This is a genomic window from Bacillus cereus group sp. MYBK227-1 (assembly GCF_051916325.1).
Taxonomy (GTDB): Bacteria; Bacillota; Bacilli; order Bacillales; family Bacillaceae_G; genus Bacillus_A; species Bacillus_A cereus.
On the sequence record NZ_JBQAGK010000014.1, the window covers coordinates 18182 to 37834 of the forward strand.

A 19653-nucleotide genomic window follows, 5' to 3' on the forward strand; every position below is an offset into this window, starting at 1 on the left:
GGGTACCTCTCTATATGTTAAAAACTAAACGTCCTTATTATCCGCGACGCGCGCCACGGCCACCACGTTTAGACTCTGTGTTACGCTTTAAAGAAGTTAAACGATCTTCGCTATCTTTTAAGAAGCGTGCCATCTTTTGCTCAAATGTTTCTTTCGGAGCTCGGTCGTTACCGCCACCGCGATTATCTCTGTTGAAAGAGCGATTATTACGTTGTGGACGTCCAGAACGTTGTTGATCACCACCGCGTTGGTATTCACCACGTGGACGATCTCCTTCTGTTTTTTCACGTTCTTTCGCTTTTTTGATAGATAAACCAATCTTTCCATCTTTTTCAACATTAATAACTTTTACTTCTACTTGGTCGCCCACTTTTAAGTGATCGTTAATATCTTTTACATAGTTATCAGCAACTTCACTAATATGAACAAGACCCGTTAAGCCCTCTGGCAGCTCCACAAAAGCCCCAAAATTTGTAATACCTGTTACTTTACCCTGTAACTTGCTGCCTACCTCGATTGACATAAAAAAAATGCTCCTCCTTAGTGGTTAAAAAGTCAAATTTTACTTTATTATATATAATCCTAAAATATAGTGTCAATAAGACATACTCTACTTAGAAACAGGAAAAATTATCTCCCCTTTACCAGAGAAGAAATAATCCCTTCTAGCAATCTTTAATACGTACTCTTCATCATTTAACTTTTGAACTTCGTCTTTTAGACTTTTTTCTTTATTCGTTAATGAATCCAGTTCTTTTTTCATGTCCTTAACTTTTGCTTCTTTTGCTTTAATGGAACTGTTTTGTTGATAAAACGTTACACTAATACTCGCAATAATTGTAAAAGTAAAGACAAGAAAAACCGCTAAACGGCGATAAAGTCGCTTCCTGTTCTCATCCGTTTGTATTATATGCTCTTTAACAGGATTTGGACTCTGTTTTTCGATTGTTCTTTGTCTCAGTTCCCTCATTTCCGAGGTCCCCCTAACTTCTTTTTTATATGCTCCCATAGTTGGAAGATATGTCCCTTCAATTTTGCTATATATTGCAGGAACCCTATATGTTTCACTATAAAAAGTTTAACACGATTAGGGAGAAGTTTCCATATGAGCGAAGCAATAAATCGAACAGGCCAGAAAAAAACTTTCCATATGAAAAGTAATATCCAAATCACCATTTTCCATAACACATGTCCAATTGAAAGCAGTATACGAAATAAGAATAATATAAATGCAATAAATAGCTGCGCTATAATAATAACAGGTTTTATCATGAGTAGCTGTATAATTCGAACAAAAAAATATGTTGTTTGCATAAAAATATAGATGAGAAAATTTAACAGCTTCATGTATAGTGCCTTCAATAAGCTTTGATATGCCGCAAAACCACATAATAATGCCAAAAACACATATATACGTAGCTCAGCTTCATTTACGAGAAGCAATACATAAAAGACGAATAATGCTTGGACAATCCAAAATAATATATCATGTATAAATACAAGCCAACGTTTACGTTCTTGGCGCTTTAAAAAACGTTGATATGTATCTAAAGACGCTCCAATCCAAGCACCCATCCCAATCATTGAAAGCATTGTATACAACTGAATTGTTAAGCTCATTTAAACAACTTACTAAAGAAACCTTTAGTTTTTTCCCCTTGATTTTCATCAATATACAGCATCTCATTAACTTTCCCTTTAATCGACACAATACCTTTTTCCACATCTAAATTTTTCATTTGTAAATTTTGACCACGAATCGTTAAAAAACCCATTACGGTCTCTAGTAAAAACTCTTCGCTATCAAAACTCTCTACCTGCTTCACACCGGTAATATCGATTATACGCCTGCCACGCATAATAATGTCATGCTCTACAGAAACATTTTGTTGATTAGAAGACGTAGGTGAGTAACCATTATTCACGTAAATCCCCCCATAGGTTTTTACTAGCTAATAGTAATGTATGAGGGGGTACATGATTTTAGAACAAGCCTTCTTCCGCTTTTACTTTTTCTTCACGAACTAAGCTATACATATTTGCTGCATCTTCTTTTTTAGTTGTTTCTTTTAATTCATTTATTTTCACAGTCACTATTTTTTGACCAAAACGAATTGTTAATTCATCAGCTACTTTCACATCAGAACTCGCTTTTGCCACTTGACCATTAATAGATATTCTTCCTTGATCAGCTACTTCTTTCGCTAATGTTCTTCTTTTAATTAAACGTGATACTTTTAAAAACTTATCTAGACGCATATCAAATCCCCCTATTAACGCTCTGTTTGTTTCGCTTCTTCCCATAAAACATCTAACTGTTCTAATGATAAATCTTTCATCTCTTTATTCATTTCAGCTACTTTTGCCTCCATGTATAAAAAACGACCAGTAAATTTCTCATTAGTTGAACGTAACGCCTCTTCTGGATCTATTTTGTAATGACGAGCTATATTAACAAATGCAAATAGTAAATCACCAAACTCACCCAGCATCTTTTCCTCATCCATATTTGTAACCTCTTGTTGGAACTCTTGCCATTCTTCCAAAGCTTTCTCTATCATCGGTTGCACATCAACCCAATCAAATCCAACCTTACCAGCTTTCTTCTGAATTTCATAGGCGCGTAGTAACTGCGGCAAACTTTTTGGAACGCCATTTAAAACAGATTCTTTCACGAATCCTTTTTCTTGTTTTTTAATTTCTTCCCAATTTGCAATCACTTCATCAGTGCTGTTTACATCCGTATTTCCAAACACATGCGGATGGCGACGAACCATTTTCTCAGATAGAGTTCGAATGATATCATCTATAGAGAACCAACCTTCATCTTCTCCGATTTGAGCATGAAGCATAACTTGTAATAATATATCACCTAATTCTTCTACTAAGTGATCATCATCCTCTTCATCGATTGCTTCCAACACTTCATAAGCTTCCTCAATTAAATATTTCTTTAATGATTGATGTGTTTGCTTTTTATCCCACGGACAACCATTTGGACCACGAAGTTCCGCAATAATTTCTCTAAGAACATCAAACTGTTGATACAAGGACGCACGCTCCTGAACTGGCGGCACGTACACACTCGTTAAATTATTCAATTCCGTTTCATGATCTAACATGTACAACGGTACCTTCTTTACTTGTTCAAATGAAGTTCCTGCAGCTGTTACGATATACACTTCATAATCATCTGGTAACATCTCCATTAATGTTAATTTCACATCAGATGCAACGAATGCATCATATACTTGGCAAAAGATTAAATGTTGACGCAGTTCTAATTGCCCTCTTTCAAATGATGTAGCATCAAGTAATTGGAATCCTTCAATCGGATCAATCTTTAGACTTGCAAACATAGGATCAAGGAAACTTTGTCCACCCTCAATTCGCACTTCAACATTTGAAACTTCTCCTTTTTCTAACAGTAGCTGAACTGTTCTTTCTGCTACAAGTGGATGCCCGGGAACAGCATAGATAATTTCTGTACCTTCAGCTTGTTCTAGCAATTTATTCGCAATTGTTTCATATACAATTTCAAACGTATCATGCGCTTCATATACAGCATCAAAAGACGTATATTGTACGCCTTCTTTCTCCAATTCTTCTATAACTGGATGTTCCTTCGTTCTAACAAACAGATGGTCTGCTTCTTTTATTTTTCGATATACACCCATCGTTAGCTGATCTAATTCACCAGCTCCTAAACCTAAAATAGTAATGATTCCACTCACAACCAGTCACCTCTATCCACTCTTCTTCAATGAACCTTCTTTTTTCTCTTGTTTCATAACGGTTCCTAATTCTTTTTTTGTAAATACACGTAATTTCAAAATAAAAAACATATATGTCAATCCGCCGATGGCTACACCTAACAACGCTTCAAGCGTCGCGCTTCCTCTATGTTCCGTATTAATTACTAATCCAGACATCTGTAACACACGTGTGAACATCATTAATACAAACCCCATACAGATACCACTAATTACTATCCCTAACATATTTCGCTTATTGATAAGTGACCCTGATACAGCTCTCGTAAGCAACAAACTATTTAATCCAGAGATTATAATTAACGCACATAAAGTCGCAAAAGCTGCACCTTTCACACCAAAATAAGGCATGAATATATAATTTAACGCTAACTTTAAGCAACCTCCAAATACAACAAATAACGCTGGCTTAAACGTTTGCCCTAATCCTTGTAAAATAGAAGCTGTCGTAATTGACAATGAACTAAATAAAATAGATAACGATAAAATAGATAAAACATCTGATCCATCACTGTTTTCAAACAACATAATATTGGTAGGTTGAATAATACAAGTTAGTCCAATAGCTGCTGCAAGTCCAATAACAAATGTTATTTTCATTGCTAACTTTACCTTTTCTTGAATAAAGGAAAGATCTCCTCTTTCCTTCGCCGCTGTAATAATCGGAATAAGTGACAACGAGAAAGAAGTCGTCACAACAGTACCTAATTGCATTAGCGGAATACTTCTATCATAAACACCCTTTAATACCTTTGCATTTTCAACCTGTTCTCCCGCACCAATAAGTAAGCTGTAAAAGGACACTGAATCAGCCATCTGTATAAAAATAAGCACTAAATTACTAACACAAATCGCTAACCCCTGCCAAAAAAGGATTTTAACTATCTTCCTTTTACCCTTAATTCTCGCTGCACTTTTGAAGAATATAGAACGAAAATCTTGACGCATATACAATATAAGTACAATAATCCCAATAAGTCCACCCGCAATTGAGCCTAACATAGCCCCTGCACCAACTGTATATAAATCAAATCCGTGAGCAATTAGGAATAGCGATAAAAATACAATAATAGAAACTCGAATTGTTTGTTCTATTACTTGCGAAACAGCCGTTGGCATCATATTATTGAATCCTTGAAAATACCCTCTTGCTACAGACAAAAATGGCATCAATAAGAATGAAAATGAAATAACACGTAGTAACTTATCTAAGTGTATATCGCCCATAGCTACCGCAATTGTTTCGGCCCCAAAAAACAGTGTAAAGAAGCCTATAAAACCAATCCCTAATAAGAACCAAAAAGATACACAAATAATTTCTTCTGCTTCTTTTTGTTTTCCCCGCTCTAGTCGTTCTGCAACCATTTTCGAAATGATAACAGGAAATCCATAAGTAGCTAAAATTAAACAAAATCCATAAAACGGGTAAATTTGTTGGTAAATATAAAACCCAATATCCCCCGCTATATTTTGATATGGAATACGGTAAAAAGCGCTTAATACTTTTGTAACGAAACTTGCAATCGTTAATATAATAGCCCCACGCCAAAAGGCTTGATACTTCTTCGCTTCCATACAAGAAAACTCCTTTTTCTATTCTCACCTCTCGTATTATATCATAAAGAAAAGAACAAACTCCCTTACCAACACGGGTAATAATGAGTTCCTAAATGTTAAAAATATTCAACGAAAAAAGGTAGCAAAGTGCTACCTTCATTCAATATACATATATCTCCAAATAATTGATTTCTCAAAAAGAAAGATCATAATTAGGAAAGATTGCTACTTCTAAAATCAATATACCCTTACTGTTCCATTTGTTTCGCTAAGAAACTGGCAGCAGTATTAACCGCTTTATGCTCGATCTCGCTTATAATGGCTTCTTTTGAAAAAATAATGACGGCTCCAATCGGATCTCCGTTTGCAACAATCGGTCCAACTGTATAAGAATGAACCTTTTCTGTTACACCATCAATAATGGAAATATCACTTTCATCCGTCATAATAACAGACTTTCGTTCTTCCATCGTTTTTTCAATTAGATCGCCAACACTTTTATTTAAGTATTCTTTTTTCGATACGCCTGATACTGCGATGATAGAATCTCGATCACACACAAGCACATTATGTCCTAAGCTGTCATATAAAGCATCAGCATATTCTTTTGCAAAATCACCTAGCTCACTAATTGGAGAATATTTCTTTAAAATTACCTCTCCATCGCGATCAACAAATATTTCTAGTGGGTCTCCTTCTCGAATACGTAAAGTTCTACGAATTTCCTTCGGGATTACTACCCTGCCTAAATCATCAATTCGACGTACGATTCCAGTTGCTTTCATTCTAATGCTGCCTCACTTTCTACTGATGATCAAAGTGGTGAATTTACCTGTTCATGTAAAAATCACCAACTGTTAGACATAGTATTTTACACATTAGTTCTTCTATGCACGTCGAATTGTATTTTTTTATCTTATTTTAGGCATTTATTACTTCTTTTTTTACATTTGGTAAGCCTTTTAATAAATTTTCAGCAATTGTTAACCACTTCGATGTCTCTAAGCCATTTGTTTTCATAACAATTTTCAATTGTGATCCTTCCATTCCTAAACCGATCATACGTCCAAAACTATTTCCGAGCATGAATAATTTTCCACCATCAATATTTTGACTTGCTTGTTCAGAAAACAGGAATGTTACTTCAAATTTATTCTGCTTAATTAATTCAATTTGTTCTTTCATTGCCAACACTTTAATATTTGCAATTTGTAATAAATAACCAACTTCTTGTGGATAATCGCCAAATCTATCGATCATTTCTTCCTGCAATTCTTCAATATCCTCAATTGCAGAAACACCTCTAAATTGTTTATACATCATAATTTTTTGCTTACTATCTGAAATATAAGCATCTGGTAAATATGCATCTACCTCTAAGTCAATTTCAACATTAACTATATTTTCAGCCCCATCTGTTCCTCTACGCTGTTCAATTGCATCTTTTAACATTTGCGAATATAGATCAAATCCGACAGAATCAATAAATCCATGCTGTTCTGCCCCTAACAAATTACCTGCTCCACGAATAGATAAATCTCTCATCGCAATTTTGAAACCAGATCCAAGTTCCGTGAACTCTTTAATTGCTTGTAGACGCTTCTCTGCAACCTCTGACAGCACTTTGTCACGTTTATATGCAAAGTATGCATACGCAACACGATTAGAACGTCCAACACGCCCACGAAGCTGATACAACTGTGATAATCCCATACGATCTGCATCAAATACAATTAACGTATTTACATTCGGAATATCTACACCCGTCTCAATAATTGTTGTACTTACAAGAACATCATGCTGTCCTTCTAAAAATGATAGCATAACAGACTCTAATTCGCTTTCGTTCATTTTCCCATGTGCGTACGTTACGCGGGCATCTGGAACTAACATCGAAATTTCATCTGCTTTTCTTTCAATATCCTCTACACGGTTATATAGGAAGTAAACTTGACCACCTCTTGCAAGCTCTCGCTCTATTGCCTCTCGCATTAACGCTGGATTATACTCGACTACATACGTTTGGACTGGGAAACGATTTTCTGGTGGTGTCTCAATAACAGATAAGTCGCGCACACCAAGCATAGACATATGAAGCGTCCGCGGAATCGGAGTTGCCGTTAATGTTAATACGTCAACATTTGCCTTCAATTGTTTAATTTTTTCTTTATGTGTTACACCAAATCTTTGTTCTTCATCAATAATAAGAAGCCCTAAATCTTTATACGTAACATCTTTAGATAAAATACGATGTGTTCCGATTACGATATCTACTGTTCCATCCTTTAAGCCCTTAATTGTTTCATTTTGTTGTTTTCTCGTACGGAATCTACTTAATAAGCCTATATTGATCGGATAATCTTGAAAACGCTCTCGAATTGTTTCATAGTGTTGCTGCGCAAGAATCGTTGTCGGTACTAAAATTGCAACTTGTTTTTCATCCATAATTGCTTTAAATGCCGCACGAATAGCCACTTCAGTCTTTCCATACCCTACGTCACCACAAAGGAGCCTATCCATCGGGCGTCCGCGTTCCATATCTTTTTTAATCTCGTCAATAGAACGTAACTGATCCTCTGTCTCTTGATATGGGAAAGAGGATTCGAACTCTTGTTGTTCTGCCGTATCTGGCGTATATGCATAGCCTTTTGAAGCTTCGCGCTCAGCATATAGTTTAATTAGGTCATCCGCAATGTCTTGTACAGATTTTTCAACTTTCGTTTTAACCTTTTTCCAATCATTACCGCCTAATTTATAAACTTTCGGATCCTTACCTTCAGATCCTACATATTTTTGGACTTGATCAATTTGTTCAATTGGAACGTATAGCTTATCATTACCTTGATATTTAATATTTAAATAATCTTTGTGAACACCATTAATCTCTAATGTCTCAATACCTAAAAATTTACCTATACCATGATTTACGTGAACTACATAATCTCCAACTTTTAATTCCGAATAACTTTTAATACGTTCAGCATTCGATAACTTTTGTTTACGTTGTGATTTTTTAACTTTCTTATGAAAAAGCTCCTTTTCAGTAATGACAACAAGCTTTTGCATCGGCATTTCAAATCCTGCATGTAAATCACCTACAGCAATTTGTAACCTTCCAGGCAATAAGATATCTGTACCTTCTACAATATCTGCCTCAATATCATAATCACTTAAAATATGTTGTAATTTTTTCACACGTTCATCATCTGTTCCAAGTACAACAGTCGTAAAATGCCCTTCATTCCATCTATCAATTTCTGTTTTTAACAAATTCATCTGTCCATGGAAATCTTGCATTGTTTTACATGTTACATTAACAATATTTTGCGGATGTGTGTGTGCGATATGACGCAAGAATAACGTTAAATATACAAAACTTCTTTTTTTATGATGAAGAAACCCCTCGAATGGGTGAGAGAAAGATAAATCTTGAATAATTGTTCCTTCACCAAGAAGTGATATATACCATTCCGCCTCTTCTGTTTCAAGATGCGATGCTGTTTCTTGAATACGGGAAATCTCGTCTAAAATTACAACACCGTCTTCTGGTAAATAATCTATCAGACTAGCAGGTTCTTTATAGAAAATAGATAAGTATTTAAACATCTGTTCTATACTTTGCCCGTTTTTCAACATCTCAATTTCATGACTTACCGTCTCAAGCACTGTAGTCTTTAGTTTATCATCAGAAAGTTTTTGCATCGTCTTAGTTAAACCTTCTTCAAGATGCTGAATTCCTGATTTTAATTCTTCCTGTGAAAATAAAAACTCTGTTGCCGGACCAAACCTAACGCTTTCTTTTTTACCTTGAGAACGCTGTTCATCCACATCAAATAATCGAATAGAATCGACTTCTGTATCAAAGAATTCAATACGAAATGGTAGTTCTTCAGTTAAAGGATAAATATCTAATATTCCCCCACGCAAACTGAACTCCCCTGGAGCTTCTACCATCGACTTACGTTCATAGCCAATATGATGTAAAGTATGCAAGAGCGCATCTAAATCAATCTCTTGCCCTAGATTGATTTCAACTTGCTTTTGCTTCCACAATTCTTTTATTGGTAAAAATCTACGCAATCCTGCCACTGGCGCTACAATGATTCCATTCTCTCCCGCAGCCAAGCGATTTAACACTTCTATACGTTGCGCCTTCAATTCTGGACTTGCAACCCCAATTTCCGATGCTATCAGTTCATTCACTGGATATAGCCACACATCTTTTTCACCAAGTAATGCCACTAAATCTTCATGTACTTTTTGTGCTTGGTATAAGTTATGTGTCACGATTAATTGTGATTTTTTTGTTTTTTTATATAAAGCCGCCATTAATAACGAACGAGAAGACGTTGCCATCCCTGATATAAGTTGTTCTTTTAACCCATCTTCTAATCCATTAATAACCGATTGTATCTCTTCATTTTTATAAAATTGCTCTAATAAACCTATCATTTTTAAAACTCCTCTCAACATAAAGAGCAAGTCATTCTATTTTATGCAAATATTTTGGAAAAGGAAAACAGAAAAATGCTTTGGACATGCCAAAGCGACAACATTTTATTGCAGAAATTTTTCATACTCATAATACTCAGGATAAGATGCGAGCGTTTCTTGACACGATTCACAAATCGTTTTTATATATATATTTCCATTCTCATGAAAATGAATCATTTCTACTACTTCTTGCTCTGTTAGTTGAAATAAAACGTCGCTATATACTTTTTCTGCGTTAATGGAGCCTACATTACCTCCGCAGTGTCTGCAATAATAATACCCTTCCATACTAGCCTCCTAAAAATTCAATTACTACTAGTATGGGTAAAACAAAAGAGAAATATTCCCAATCTCATTTTTAACTATTGAAAGTATTCATGATTTGGAGAAAAGGCTTATTTAGCCACTCTTCACATGCATCCGCTGCTTTTTCAATAGAATGGTTAACATCCGGAATCTCTTCAGATGTAAAGCGTCCTAATACATAATCGACTACCTTCATTCCATTTTTCGGGCGATCGATTCCCATACGGATACGTTGAAATTCTTGTGTTCCTAGGTGCGAAATCGTTGACTTTACACCATTATGTCCACCAGCACTACCTTTCATGCGAAGACGCAATTTACCTACAGGAATGTCCAAATCGTCGTACATAACAACGAAGTCCTCAACATCAATTTTATAATAATCCATGAGTGGACGAATACTTTCCCCAGATAAGTTCATGTATGTTAGCGGCTTTAATAAGATTACCTTTTCTCCATTAACAAACCCTGCACCAAATACACCTTTAAATTTTTGTTCATTCAAAGAAATGTTCCAACGCTTCGCAAGTTCATCAATGGCCATAAATCCAATATTATGCCTTGTTAATTCATATTCTCTACCTGGGTTCCCAAGTCCTACTATCAATTTCATTCTTGTACCACTACTTTCTTTTTTCGATACGAAAAGACGTAACCAATTTTGGTTACGTCTCATTCTATCCAATTAATTGAATAATACACTCACAGATTCTTCTTCGTATACACGAATGATTGCTTCTCCGATTAATGGAGCAACTGAAAGTTCATGTACTTTGTCGATTTTCTTCTCTTCTGGTAATACGATAGAGTTCGTTACAACTAACTCTTTAATATTTGAATTTTGAATACGCTCAATTGCTGGACCAGATAATACTGGGTGTGTACAGCAAGCATATACTTCAGAAGCACCGTTCTCAACAAGAGCGTTTGCTGCTAATGTAATTGTACCAGCTGTATCAATGATGTCATCAATTAAAATCGCTGTTTTACCTTCAATATTACCGATAATGTTCATTACCTCTGATACGTTCGGGCGAGGACGACGCTTATCAATAATAGCGATTGGCGCTTTTAGACGATCTGCCATTTTTCTTGCACGAGTTACACCACCATGGTCAGGAGACACGATTACGATATCTTTAAGACCTTTTGTTTCAAAGTAATCTGAAAGAATCGGTACACCCATTAAGTGGTCGATTGGGATATCAAAGAACCCTTGAATTTGTGGAGCATGTAAATCTAGAGTGATTACACGAGTTGCACCTGCTGTTTCAAGCAAGTTTGCTACAAGTTTCGATGTAATTGGTTCACGAGAACGCGCTTTACGGTCTTGACGCGCATAACCATAGTAAGGAATAACAATATTAATTGTTTTCGCAGATGCACGTTTTAATGCATCAATCATAATAAGTAATTCCATGATATGTTCGTTTACTGGGAAGCTTGTAGATTGAATAATGAATACATCGCAACCACGGATACTTTCTTCAATGTTAATTTGAACTTCTCCATCACTAAAACGATCAACAGAACATTTTCCTAGCCCTACTCCAATATGCTTTGCAATCTGCTCAGCAAGTTCCTTATTAGAGTTTAAAGAGAATACTTTCAAATTAGAATTTAGATATTGAGTCGACATCTAGATTAACCCTCCACATTATGATTTTTTCTTATTCAGCAATTGATCAACATAGTCTTCTTTGTTAACTTGACGTGCACGTGCTACCGATAATGCTTTTGATGGAACATTCTCTGTAATTGTAGAGCCTGCTGCCACATAAGCACCATCTTCAACTGTTACTGGAGCAACAAGGTTTGAATTACATCCAATAAATACCCCATTACCAATCACAGTTTTGAATTTATTCTTACCGTCATAGTTCACCGTAATTGAACCACAACCAAGATTCACGTCTTCTCCAACTTGTGCATCCCCGATATAACTCAAGTGTGAAGCTTTACTTCTATTACCAAAGACAGTTTTTTTGATTTCCACGAAGTTTCCAACGCGTACTTCGTCTCCAATAACTGAATCTGGGCGAATATGTGCAAATGGACCAACCGATACTTCTGTACCAAGCTTACTATCATGTACAGTAGATTGTCGAATTGTCGTACGATCTCCAATTTCACTATCGCGAATTACTGTATGCGGTCCAATTTCACAATCAGAGCCAATTACAGTGTTCCCCTCAATAATTGTTCCTGGATGAAGAACTGTATCACTACCGATAACTGCATCAGCAGAAATATAAGTGTTACTTGGATCAATAATTGTAACACCGTTTACCATGTTCTTTCGGTTGATACGGTTTTTCATAATAATTTCCGCTTGCGATAGAGCGACTCTGTCGTTAACACCTAACGTTTCGTCGAACTGCTCTGTTTGATAAGCTGATACGATATGACCTTCATTTTTTAAAATCTCAATAACATCTGGAAGGTAATATTCACCTTGCACGTTATCATTTGAAACTTTAGAAAGTGAAGCAAATAAAGCCTTATTATCAAAACAATACGTACCTGTATTGATTTCTTTAATAGCTAATTCTTTCTCATTTGCATCTTTATGCTCAACAATCTTTTCAACATGACCATTCTCATTACGAACAATACGGCCATATCCAGCAGGCTCTTCTATGTATGCTGTTAGCACCGTCGCCATTGCTCCTGCTTCTTTATGTTGCTGAAGTAATGCTTCCATTGTTTCAGCAGTTATTAGAGGCGTATCACCACAAATAACTAAAGTTGTTCCTTCTTCATTTGCAAGTACACTTGCAGCTTGATCTACAGCATGTGCTGTACCAAGTTGTTCTGCTTGTAATGCAAATTCACTTACGTTCCCTAGCTGTTCTTGTACCATTTCAGCACCATGTCCAACAACCGTTACAAGTTTCTGCAATCCTAATTGAGATACTTGATCGACTACGTGTTGTACCATAGGTTTTCCACATACAGGATGCAGCACTTTGTATAGCTTAGACTTCATACGTGTGCCTTTACCTGCAGCTAGAATCACTGCAAATCTGTTTGACATATAGACCCTCCATCGCAACCTATTTATCCATTAAAGATATTATCCTAAATCATCATATATTTCAAGAAACACATTTTAACTATTAAATTTTACCATAATTCTTATAAGATGTTTTACTCTTTAGTATCTTTTTTAAGAAATAAGCTATACTATTTAAAATGATTTTGAAAAAATTAGTAGTTTCTTCTTTTTATGTTAATAAATTATGCAGTTTCCAAATATAAAGCAAAAAAAAACAAACCCCTGTAAATGCTTACAGGAGTTTGCTACAAAATTATAAGGCTTTTTGTCAAAAGCCCTTTTCATTCGAATTTTACGAAGCACCCGCTTCTTCAAACTCAACCTCTTCTAACTCGCCTAAACGATGATACTCTGTTAAAACCGCATCTTGAATTTTAGAGCGTGTACCAGAATTAATTGGATGTGCAATGTCACGGAACTCTCCATCTGGAGTACGTTTACTTGGCATTGCTACAAATAATCCATTATTACCATCAATTACACGAATATCATGAACAACAAATTCATGGTCTAGAGTAATAGAGGCAATTGCTCTCATGCGGCCTTCTGTGTTTACGCGGCGTAATCTTACGTCAGTCACTTCCATCTTGTGTTCACCACCCTTTTCTAAATAAGCGATATATTTGTATAAATTCCACAAATTTTCTATTTTCCCTTTAATTTTTTAAAAATTTTTAAGATAAAAATTTTTAAAGTAGTTGAATATAGAGATTAGTGGAGGTTATCGCTTACAAAAGGTTACTTAACTAGGGCGATTACTTCAATTTCAACGGAAACATCTTTCGGTAATTTTGCTACTTGCACACAAGATCGAGCTGGTTTATGAGTAGAGAAATAAGAGCTATACACTTCATTCACAGCATTAAAATCATCCATGTCCTTTAAAAATACTGTTGTTTTTACGACTGTATCAAATGAAGCACCTGCTTCCTCTAATACCGCTTGTAAATTTTGAAATACTTGTTCTGTTTGTACTGTTACATCTCCTGTTACAAGCTCCCCATTTGCCGTCAATGGAATTTGTCCTGAGCTATAGAACATGTTATTTACAATAATCCCCTGTGAATAAGGTCCAATTGCTTGTGGTGCCTTGCTTGTTTGAACAACTTTCATACTTTTCACCCTTTTATTATTTATTTTACTCTTTAAAAATAGTGTACGAAAGGCAGTTTGTCCATCTATTTTATAATCTATAAATAAAATAAAAAAAGATAGAGCTATCTGCTCTATCTTTTATTCCGCCTCTACAAGCCCTTCATCAAATGGCGCAAGAGAATAATTCCCTTTTTCCACTTGAATCGTTTTTTCTTTCACATCAACTTCCGATAGACGAATTAATGATACAAAATTATTAATTAGTCGTTCTTCAATATCTGTGGATTCTACTAATACACCAATACCAACAACATTAGCCTTGAACTCTTCTAACATACTCATCATACCTTGAATTGTTCCGCCAGCTTTCATGAAGTCATCAATAATTAAAACATTCGACCCTTCTGGAAGACTGCGTTTTGCTAACGTCATTGTTTGAATTCGTTTAGAAGAACCCGACACATAGTTAATACTAACAGTCGGACCTTCTGTTACCTTATTATCTTTCCTTGCAATTACAACTGGTACATCTAAGTAATTTGCCACTGCATAAGCAAGTGGAATCCCCTTCGTTGCCACCGTCATAACTGCATCAATTGGTTGCCTAGCAAAAACAGAAGCAAACAAACGACCTGCGCCATTAATATGGCGAGGATTACTCAATAAATCTGTCATGTATAAGTAACCGCCAGGCAAAATACGATCTGGGTTTTCAAATAAGCCACAAAGCTCATCAATAATTAGATCTGCCTCTTCTTCACTTATATACGGTATATATTTCACTCCTCCTGCTGCTCCTGGTATCGTTTGCAATGTGCCGACCCCTTGTTGTTCAAACGTTTGCTTAATAATAACTAAATCTTCACTAATGGAAGACTTAGCCGATTGATACCTTTCAGCAAAAAAAGTGAGAGATACTAGCTGACGAGGGTTTTGTAGCAAGTAATAAGTCATATCGACTAATCTTGTACTTCTTCTAATTTTCATACTCTCACCTCAAATCACGAATATTCTAAACAAATCATAACGTATTATACGTCTTTATTCAAGCGTTTCTCGCTCTCCTAATAAACGTACCGCATAGACTTGTTCACAAAATCCTTTTAATCCGTTATAAATGCGATGCATTCGTGAATCATGGTGTACAAGTCCAAATACAGTTGGACCACTTCCACTCATTAATACAGCATCCGCTCCAAATCGCTTCATCTGTGATTTAATACGGGCAACTTCAGGATGCATTCCAAATGTTACATCTTCTAAAACGTTACCAACAGTATCACAAATTCCTTTATAATCACCAGAATTTATGACATCAACCATTTTATCTACATTCGGATGTGTAACTCGATTTAACTTTAAATTTCCATACACATCAGCAGTAGATACACCTATATGTGGTTTCGCTAAAATAACCCAACAAGAAGGCGGAGTCTTTATATGCTCAATTTTCTCTCCTCTTCCAGTGGCAATTGCTGTGCCTCCGTATACACAGAACGATACATCTGATCCAATTTCTGCGCCAAGCTCTGCTAACTCATCAATTGTAAGCCCTAAATTCCATAATTTATTAAGACCACGTAATGTCGCTGCTGCATCACTACTTCCACCTGCTAATCCAGCTGCTACTGGAATCGTTTTTTCAATAGTAATAGATACACCTTTTTTTACATTAAACTTCTCTTTTAATAATTTCGCTGCCTGATAAGCTAAATTTCGTTGGTCGTCTGGGACATACCGATTATGGGATAAAATTTCAATACGGTCTTCTGCTAATTCCGTTAGTTCTAGACGATCTGCTAAATCAATGGTTGTCATAATCATTTTCACTTCATGATATCCGTCTTGTCTTTTTCCCAGTACATCTAACGACAGATTAATCTTTGCTGGTGCTTTCACTAGTAGCTTCAATCTATTCACCCACTCTATGTACTCAATCTTTTATCGTTTATTTTACCATAAATTTATAGTAAGACGATGACACTTCCCTAATTATAACGAAAAGCATTCAGAATGAAACTACTTATGTAAAATGATGGCACCTTTTAGAGTACAAAAAGCCGAGGAATGTCTCCTCGGCTACCGTAGCATAGAAAGTATCTTACAACTACTGGTTTCGTTTCATTAATTGCTGTTCTGCAATTTCTATAGCACGTTTCACCATGTTACCAGCATCTTTCGCACGAATTCCGCCCCATCCTTCTTTCTGAACAACATCATAAAAGCCAAGCTCTTTTGCTAGCTCTTCTTTAAATTGGTTTGACATGACACCTCTTCGTCTACTCAATGCAGAGTCCCTCCTTATTTTGCTACGGTATAGTTAGTATGCAAAATAATATAGCTTTTCATTTATGGGAATATATGTAATGATATACAAATTATAAAATGACCTCATTATGAGGGTCTCCATAAAATGTTAACTCTACTGTCTCTGTTAAAACATCTGCATAACTATAAGATACACGTTGCAACGCATCTTCTTGTTGATCTAATTGTACAACAAAAACGGAACGGTATGTTTCTGCTAGTACACCTGATTGCTCCACAGTTTTTCTTCTTCCACTATTTGCTTTTAACATAAGTCGCTGTCCAAGATGGTGATCTAATTCGCTTTTAATTTCATCTAAACGTTTTGACATATACTTCGCTACACCTCGCTGTAATTTAGATTGAACACTTAAAGCACGATATATCTATCCTAATTATTAACCGCGATTCACAGCTAATATCATCCTGCGTTTGAATAGATAGAAGAAATACTATATTGTAAAAGTATCATTACGTAGTCTGCACGTTCTTACCTCTTTTTATCCAAATTCATTTAAATCCTTCCATACAAAAAAGCAAGATACATATGTATCCTGCTTACTCTTCGTAATGTTGAAAAGGTAATCCCGTTCGTAAAATCCCTCTCGTTTCAATTCCACCTAGTCCCTTTTCACCAGTAATTGTATTACGTACGACATCCCATACATTGACTCTCTCCATAAATGAAGTAAAACTAATTTTACCAACTACATATACAGGATCTAGTGCATGAATATTAATTCTAGATGGTGAACTAGCGAAATTGGCCCCTGCACGAATTAGTGCCTCAAAATGTGATTGACATGCCCCAGCAAAAATAACAAGTTGATCCAATGATGGATATTTTTTTCGCACTTCACGAACAGCCTGTACAAAATGTCTTGAATGCCTATATGCCGCTAAATCTCCCTTCACTCCTTTTGATTTTGTATATGCATCATGCCCTGTAATAACGAGAATGTCTGGGCGAAAGTGATCTATTAAGTCTACTACTTTTTCATGCATCTCCGTTTCTTTACAATGAATACCTTGAACAGGAACGCCAATTTTATTATATAAATCTAAGCACTTGCGCAAATATAAAGGGTCTCCATCTATATGCAATACACGTCCCGGCATTTGAAAATAATTCACCTCACTTGTGTATCCACCAGTTGAAGTATGTTCATGCCTTTGTTTCATCAGTACATAATCTTGTTGAAACAAACGATACGTGCGCTCCATTGTTTCTTTCTCACGCTTCACCCTTTTTTTATGTTCTCTTTGATCTATACTAATTAAATCTTCAAGTGGCGCATCCGCCACCAGTCTAATTTCCTCTCCAAACAATATAGCTATCTCGCCTTTTATTTCTATAATACGAAAAAGAATATCCCTCTTATGAGAATATCGTTCCACTAATTCTCCAACATGTAAAACCATTCTCCTACCTCCAAACTCATTAGGCCATCTTACCTGTTTTTAAAGTATGAATTTAAAGAGAGAAAGGTGACAAAAGGGACAGTTCAACTTGAACTGTCCCTTTCATATTCTTATGATAATTTATGAAGAACTAATGCATTACTTAATGTTGCAAACTCTTCAATAGATAGCGTTTCGCCTCTTCGCTTTGGATCAATTCCTACTTCTGTTAAAATTCGATCCAATAATTCCTTATCTTTCGGGAAACCATTTAAATTATTTGATAAATTATTCATCAAAGTTTTACGGCGCTGTGCGAAACTTGCTCGTACTACTTCAAAGAAGAATGTTTCATCTGTCACCTCTACAACCGGTTTCGGACGCTTTAGAAGGCGAATAATTGCAGAATCAACATTTGGCTGTGGTACAAACACTGTACGCGGTACAGTCATAACTGTTTCAACTTCTGTATAATACTGAATAGCAATCGATAAAGAACCATACTCTTTCGTTCCAGGTTTAGCAGCTAAACGATCTCCAACTTCTTTTTGCATCATAACAACAAATCCACGAACTGGTAACTTTTCTTCAAGCAATTTAAATAAAATTGGCGTTGTAATATAGTATGGTAAGTTAGCTACTACCATTACATCTTGCCCTTCTTCAAATTGCTCATTAAATACTTCATGTACATCTGCTTTTAGTACGTCTTTATTAATAACTGTAACGTTACCATATGGCGCTAACGTCTCATCTAAAATTGGTAATAGTCTTTGATCAATTTCAAAAGCCACTACTTTTTTAGCACGCTTTGCTAATTGCTCTGTTAATGCACCAATACCTGGTCCAATTTCAATTGCACCACTTTCTGAACCAATTTCTGCATGATCGACAATACGATTTAATACATTTGTATCAATTAAAAAGTTTTGTCCTAAACTTTTTTTGAATGAAAATCCATACTTTTCAACAATGTCTTTTGTACGATTTGGCGTTGCGATATCCTTCATTTTTTTTCCTCCTGTATTACTTGCTTATAAGCTTCTGCAAATGATTCCTTTGAAACTTGAAACATCTGTAATCGTTTATGTAACTGTTTTGCATTTGTATAACCAATCTTTAATAGCTTACCCATTCTTTCTCTGCGGCTCTTTGCCATTTCTCCGCCCACTAAGCCTGCATCGACTAAATCACTCCAACTAATTTCACTTGTGTAAGCTTCCATTTCTTCATGTATATTCTCTAGAGCGCGGCGAATCGACTCATTAGAAGCGTGTTCTATCCCAACACCCTTTTTCCTTTTAGCAAGCGCTTCTTCCTTCGGTAAAAAGGCATGCTTACAGCCAGGAACCTTGTCAGAAATAATTTTTCGAATACGCTCTCCAGGATAATCCGGATCTGTGAAAATAATAACGCCCCTTTTTTGCTGCGCTAATTTAACTTGCTCAATAACATGATCACCGATTGCTGAACCGTTCGTTTCAATTGTATCCGCATCAACAGCACGCTTAATCGCAACTGTATCATCTTTACCTTCTACAACGATAATCTCTTTTATTTTCATGCTTGCCTCCACACTCATTTCGTCTCTACTTAGTAAAACAAAAAAATGACGACTTTTCCATTATTATTTTCCCCATTCTTATATTTTAAAAAATAGAA

22 protein-coding genes are annotated in these 19653 nt (G+C 35.7%); all 22 read right to left on the minus strand.

Going from position 1 to position 19653, the window contains the following annotated elements; all coding sequences use genetic code 11:
* Positions 1 to 37: 37 nt before the first annotated feature.
* On the minus strand, positions 38 to 523 hold the full coding sequence (locus tag ACTFRM_RS29900) for a S1 domain-containing RNA-binding protein (RefSeq protein WP_000021451.1): 486 nt from the start codon (positions 521 to 523) through the stop codon (positions 38 to 40).
* Positions 524 to 610: 87 nt separating this feature from the next.
* Positions 611 to 970: a cell division protein DivIC gene (gene divIC / locus ACTFRM_RS29905; protein ID WP_001208739.1), complete on the minus strand. Its 360-nt coding sequence runs from the start codon at positions 968 to 970 to the stop codon at positions 611 to 613.
* On the minus strand, positions 967 to 1620 hold the full coding sequence (yabQ, locus tag ACTFRM_RS29910; protein WP_000059772.1) for a spore cortex biosynthesis protein YabQ: 654 nt from the start codon (positions 1618 to 1620) through the stop codon (positions 967 to 969). Before yabQ ends, divIC begins: the two co-directional genes overlap by 4 nt.
* Entirely contained in the window at positions 1617 to 1925 is a 309-nt protein-coding gene (gene yabP, locus ACTFRM_RS29915) for a sporulation protein YabP (protein WP_001059104.1), read from the minus strand. Before yabP ends, yabQ begins: the two co-directional genes overlap by 4 nt.
* A 58-nt stretch (positions 1926 to 1983) precedes the next feature.
* Entirely contained in the window at positions 1984 to 2259 is a 276-nt protein-coding gene (locus ACTFRM_RS29920) for an RNA-binding S4 domain-containing protein (RefSeq protein WP_001234876.1), read from the minus strand.
* A 14-nt stretch (positions 2260 to 2273) separates the two neighbouring features.
* Positions 2274 to 3734 carry a nucleoside triphosphate pyrophosphohydrolase gene (mazG, locus tag ACTFRM_RS29925; RefSeq protein ID WP_440043826.1) on the minus strand — a complete coding sequence of 487 codons (1461 nt, stop codon included), beginning with the start codon at positions 3732 to 3734 and terminating at the stop codon, positions 2274 to 2276.
* A gap of 12 nt (positions 3735 to 3746) precedes the next feature.
* Positions 3747 to 5348: a putative polysaccharide biosynthesis protein gene (locus ACTFRM_RS29930; RefSeq protein WP_000387591.1), complete on the minus strand. Its 1602-nt coding sequence runs from the start codon at positions 5346 to 5348 to the stop codon at positions 3747 to 3749.
* 230 nt (positions 5349 to 5578) lie between these two features.
* Positions 5579 to 6115 carry a stage V sporulation protein T gene (gene spoVT, locus ACTFRM_RS29935; RefSeq protein ID WP_000648302.1) on the minus strand — a complete coding sequence of 179 codons (537 nt, stop codon included), beginning with the start codon at positions 6113 to 6115 and terminating at the stop codon, positions 5579 to 5581.
* Positions 6116 to 6251: 136 nt separating this feature from the next.
* Entirely contained in the window at positions 6252 to 9782 is a 3531-nt protein-coding gene (gene mfd / locus ACTFRM_RS29940) for a transcription-repair coupling factor (protein WP_440043828.1), read from the minus strand.
* A gap of 105 nt (positions 9783 to 9887) precedes the next feature.
* Positions 9888 to 10112, minus strand: coding sequence for an anti-sigma-F factor Fin family protein (locus ACTFRM_RS29945; protein WP_000399438.1), 225 nt, complete (start codon positions 10110 to 10112; stop codon positions 9888 to 9890).
* Positions 10113 to 10182: 70 nt separating this feature from the next.
* Positions 10183 to 10743 carry an aminoacyl-tRNA hydrolase gene (pth, locus tag ACTFRM_RS29950; RefSeq protein ID WP_000767702.1) on the minus strand — a complete coding sequence of 187 codons (561 nt, stop codon included), beginning with the start codon at positions 10741 to 10743 and terminating at the stop codon, positions 10183 to 10185.
* Between the two features lie 72 nt (positions 10744 to 10815).
* Positions 10816 to 11769 (minus strand): ribose-phosphate diphosphokinase, encoded by a 954-nt coding sequence (locus tag ACTFRM_RS29955; RefSeq protein WP_000107420.1) that lies wholly within the window; start codon positions 11767 to 11769, stop codon positions 10816 to 10818.
* An 18-nt stretch (positions 11770 to 11787) separates the two neighbouring features.
* The gene (glmU, locus tag ACTFRM_RS29960; protein ID WP_000071041.1) at positions 11788 to 13167 is read right to left on the minus strand and encodes a bifunctional UDP-N-acetylglucosamine diphosphorylase/glucosamine-1-phosphate N-acetyltransferase GlmU; all 1380 of its coding nucleotides are present in this window, start codon (positions 13165 to 13167) and stop codon (positions 11788 to 11790) included.
* Positions 13168 to 13480: 313 nt separating this feature from the next.
* Complete coding sequence (gene spoVG, locus ACTFRM_RS29965; protein ID WP_000454041.1) at positions 13481 to 13774, minus strand: septation regulator SpoVG; 294 nt, start codon at positions 13772 to 13774, stop codon at positions 13481 to 13483.
* A gap of 152 nt (positions 13775 to 13926) precedes the next feature.
* A complete protein-coding gene (locus ACTFRM_RS29970; RefSeq protein ID WP_000869815.1) occupies positions 13927 to 14301 on the minus strand; it encodes a RidA family protein in 375 nt (124 codons plus the stop codon).
* A 120-nt stretch (positions 14302 to 14421) separates the two neighbouring features.
* Entirely contained in the window at positions 14422 to 15270 is an 849-nt protein-coding gene (gene purR / locus ACTFRM_RS29975) for a pur operon repressor (protein ID WP_000702466.1), read from the minus strand.
* Between the two features lie 54 nt (positions 15271 to 15324).
* Positions 15325 to 16194 (minus strand): 4-(cytidine 5'-diphospho)-2-C-methyl-D-erythritol kinase, encoded by an 870-nt coding sequence (ispE, locus tag ACTFRM_RS29980; protein WP_000772104.1) that lies wholly within the window; start codon positions 16192 to 16194, stop codon positions 15325 to 15327.
* A gap of 196 nt (positions 16195 to 16390) precedes the next feature.
* Entirely contained in the window at positions 16391 to 16570 is a 180-nt protein-coding gene (sspF, locus tag ACTFRM_RS29985; RefSeq protein ID WP_002094215.1) for an acid-soluble spore protein SspF, read from the minus strand.
* Between the two features lie 91 nt (positions 16571 to 16661).
* Positions 16662 to 16922, minus strand: coding sequence for a biofilm formation stimulator Veg (gene veg / locus ACTFRM_RS29990; protein ID WP_000044347.1), 261 nt, complete (start codon positions 16920 to 16922; stop codon positions 16662 to 16664).
* A gap of 226 nt (positions 16923 to 17148) precedes the next feature.
* Entirely contained in the window at positions 17149 to 18012 is an 864-nt protein-coding gene (gene yabG / locus ACTFRM_RS29995; RefSeq protein ID WP_000242868.1) for a sporulation peptidase YabG, read from the minus strand.
* 110 nt (positions 18013 to 18122) lie between these two features.
* A complete protein-coding gene (rsmA, locus tag ACTFRM_RS30000) occupies positions 18123 to 19001 on the minus strand; it encodes a 16S rRNA (adenine(1518)-N(6)/adenine(1519)-N(6))-dimethyltransferase RsmA (RefSeq protein WP_000651548.1) in 879 nt (292 codons plus the stop codon).
* A complete protein-coding gene (gene rnmV, locus ACTFRM_RS30005) occupies positions 18998 to 19555 on the minus strand; it encodes a ribonuclease M5 (protein WP_000692835.1) in 558 nt (185 codons plus the stop codon). Before rnmV ends, rsmA begins: the two co-directional genes overlap by 4 nt.
* Between the last annotated feature and the right edge of the window lie 98 nt (positions 19556 to 19653).

Bases quoted from the DNA above. Each gene is read 5' to 3' on its own strand.
- divIC (WP_001208739.1), bottom strand. From the start codon at position 970: ATGAGGGAACTGAGACAAAGAACAATCGAAAAACAGAGTCCAAATCCT.
- ACTFRM_RS29930 (WP_000387591.1), bottom strand. From the start codon at position 5,348: ATGGAAGCGAAGAAGTATCAAGCCTTTTGGCGTGGGGCTATTATATTA.
- yabQ (WP_000059772.1), bottom strand. From the start codon at position 1,620: ATGAGCTTAACAATTCAGTTGTATACAATGCTTTCAATGATTGGGATG.
- pth (WP_000767702.1), bottom strand. From the start codon at position 10,743: ATGAAATTGATAGTAGGACTTGGGAACCCAGGTAGAGAATATGAATTA.
- ACTFRM_RS29955 (WP_000107420.1), bottom strand. From the start codon at position 11,769: ATGTCGACTCAATATCTAAATTCTAATTTGAAAGTATTCTCTTTAAAC.
- veg (WP_000044347.1), bottom strand. From the start codon at position 16,922: ATGTCAAAACGTTTAGATGAAATTAAAAGCGAATTAGATCACCATCTT.
- glmU (WP_000071041.1), bottom strand. From the start codon at position 13,167: ATGTCAAACAGATTTGCAGTGATTCTAGCTGCAGGTAAAGGCACACGT.
- ACTFRM_RS29900 (WP_000021451.1), bottom strand. From the start codon at position 523: ATGTCAATCGAGGTAGGCAGCAAGTTACAGGGTAAAGTAACAGGTATT.
- purR (WP_000702466.1), bottom strand. From the start codon at position 15,270: ATGAAAATTAGAAGAAGTACAAGATTAGTCGATATGACTTATTACTTG.
- spoVG (WP_000454041.1), bottom strand. From the start codon at position 13,774: ATGGAAGTGACTGACGTAAGATTACGCCGCGTAAACACAGAAGGCCGC.
- rnmV (WP_000692835.1), bottom strand. From the start codon at position 19,555: ATGAAAATAAAAGAGATTATCGTTGTAGAAGGTAAAGATGATACAGTT.
- rsmA (WP_000651548.1), bottom strand. From the start codon at position 19,001: ATGAAGGATATCGCAACGCCAAATCGTACAAAAGACATTGTTGAAAAG.
- spoVT (WP_000648302.1), bottom strand. From the start codon at position 6,115: ATGAAAGCAACTGGAATCGTACGTCGAATTGATGATTTAGGCAGGGTA.
- ACTFRM_RS29945 (WP_000399438.1), bottom strand. From the start codon at position 10,112: ATGGAAGGGTATTATTATTGCAGACACTGCGGAGGTAATGTAGGCTCC.
- ACTFRM_RS29970 (WP_000869815.1), bottom strand. From the start codon at position 14,301: ATGAAAGTTGTTCAAACAAGCAAGGCACCACAAGCAATTGGACCTTAT.
- ACTFRM_RS29920 (WP_001234876.1), bottom strand. From the start codon at position 2,259: ATGCGTCTAGATAAGTTTTTAAAAGTATCACGTTTAATTAAAAGAAGA.
- yabG (WP_000242868.1), bottom strand. From the start codon at position 18,012: ATGGTTTTACATGTTGGAGAATTAGTGGAACGATATTCTCATAAGAGG.
- mfd (WP_440043828.1), bottom strand. From the start codon at position 9,782: ATGATAGGTTTATTAGAGCAATTTTATAAAAATGAAGAGATACAATCG.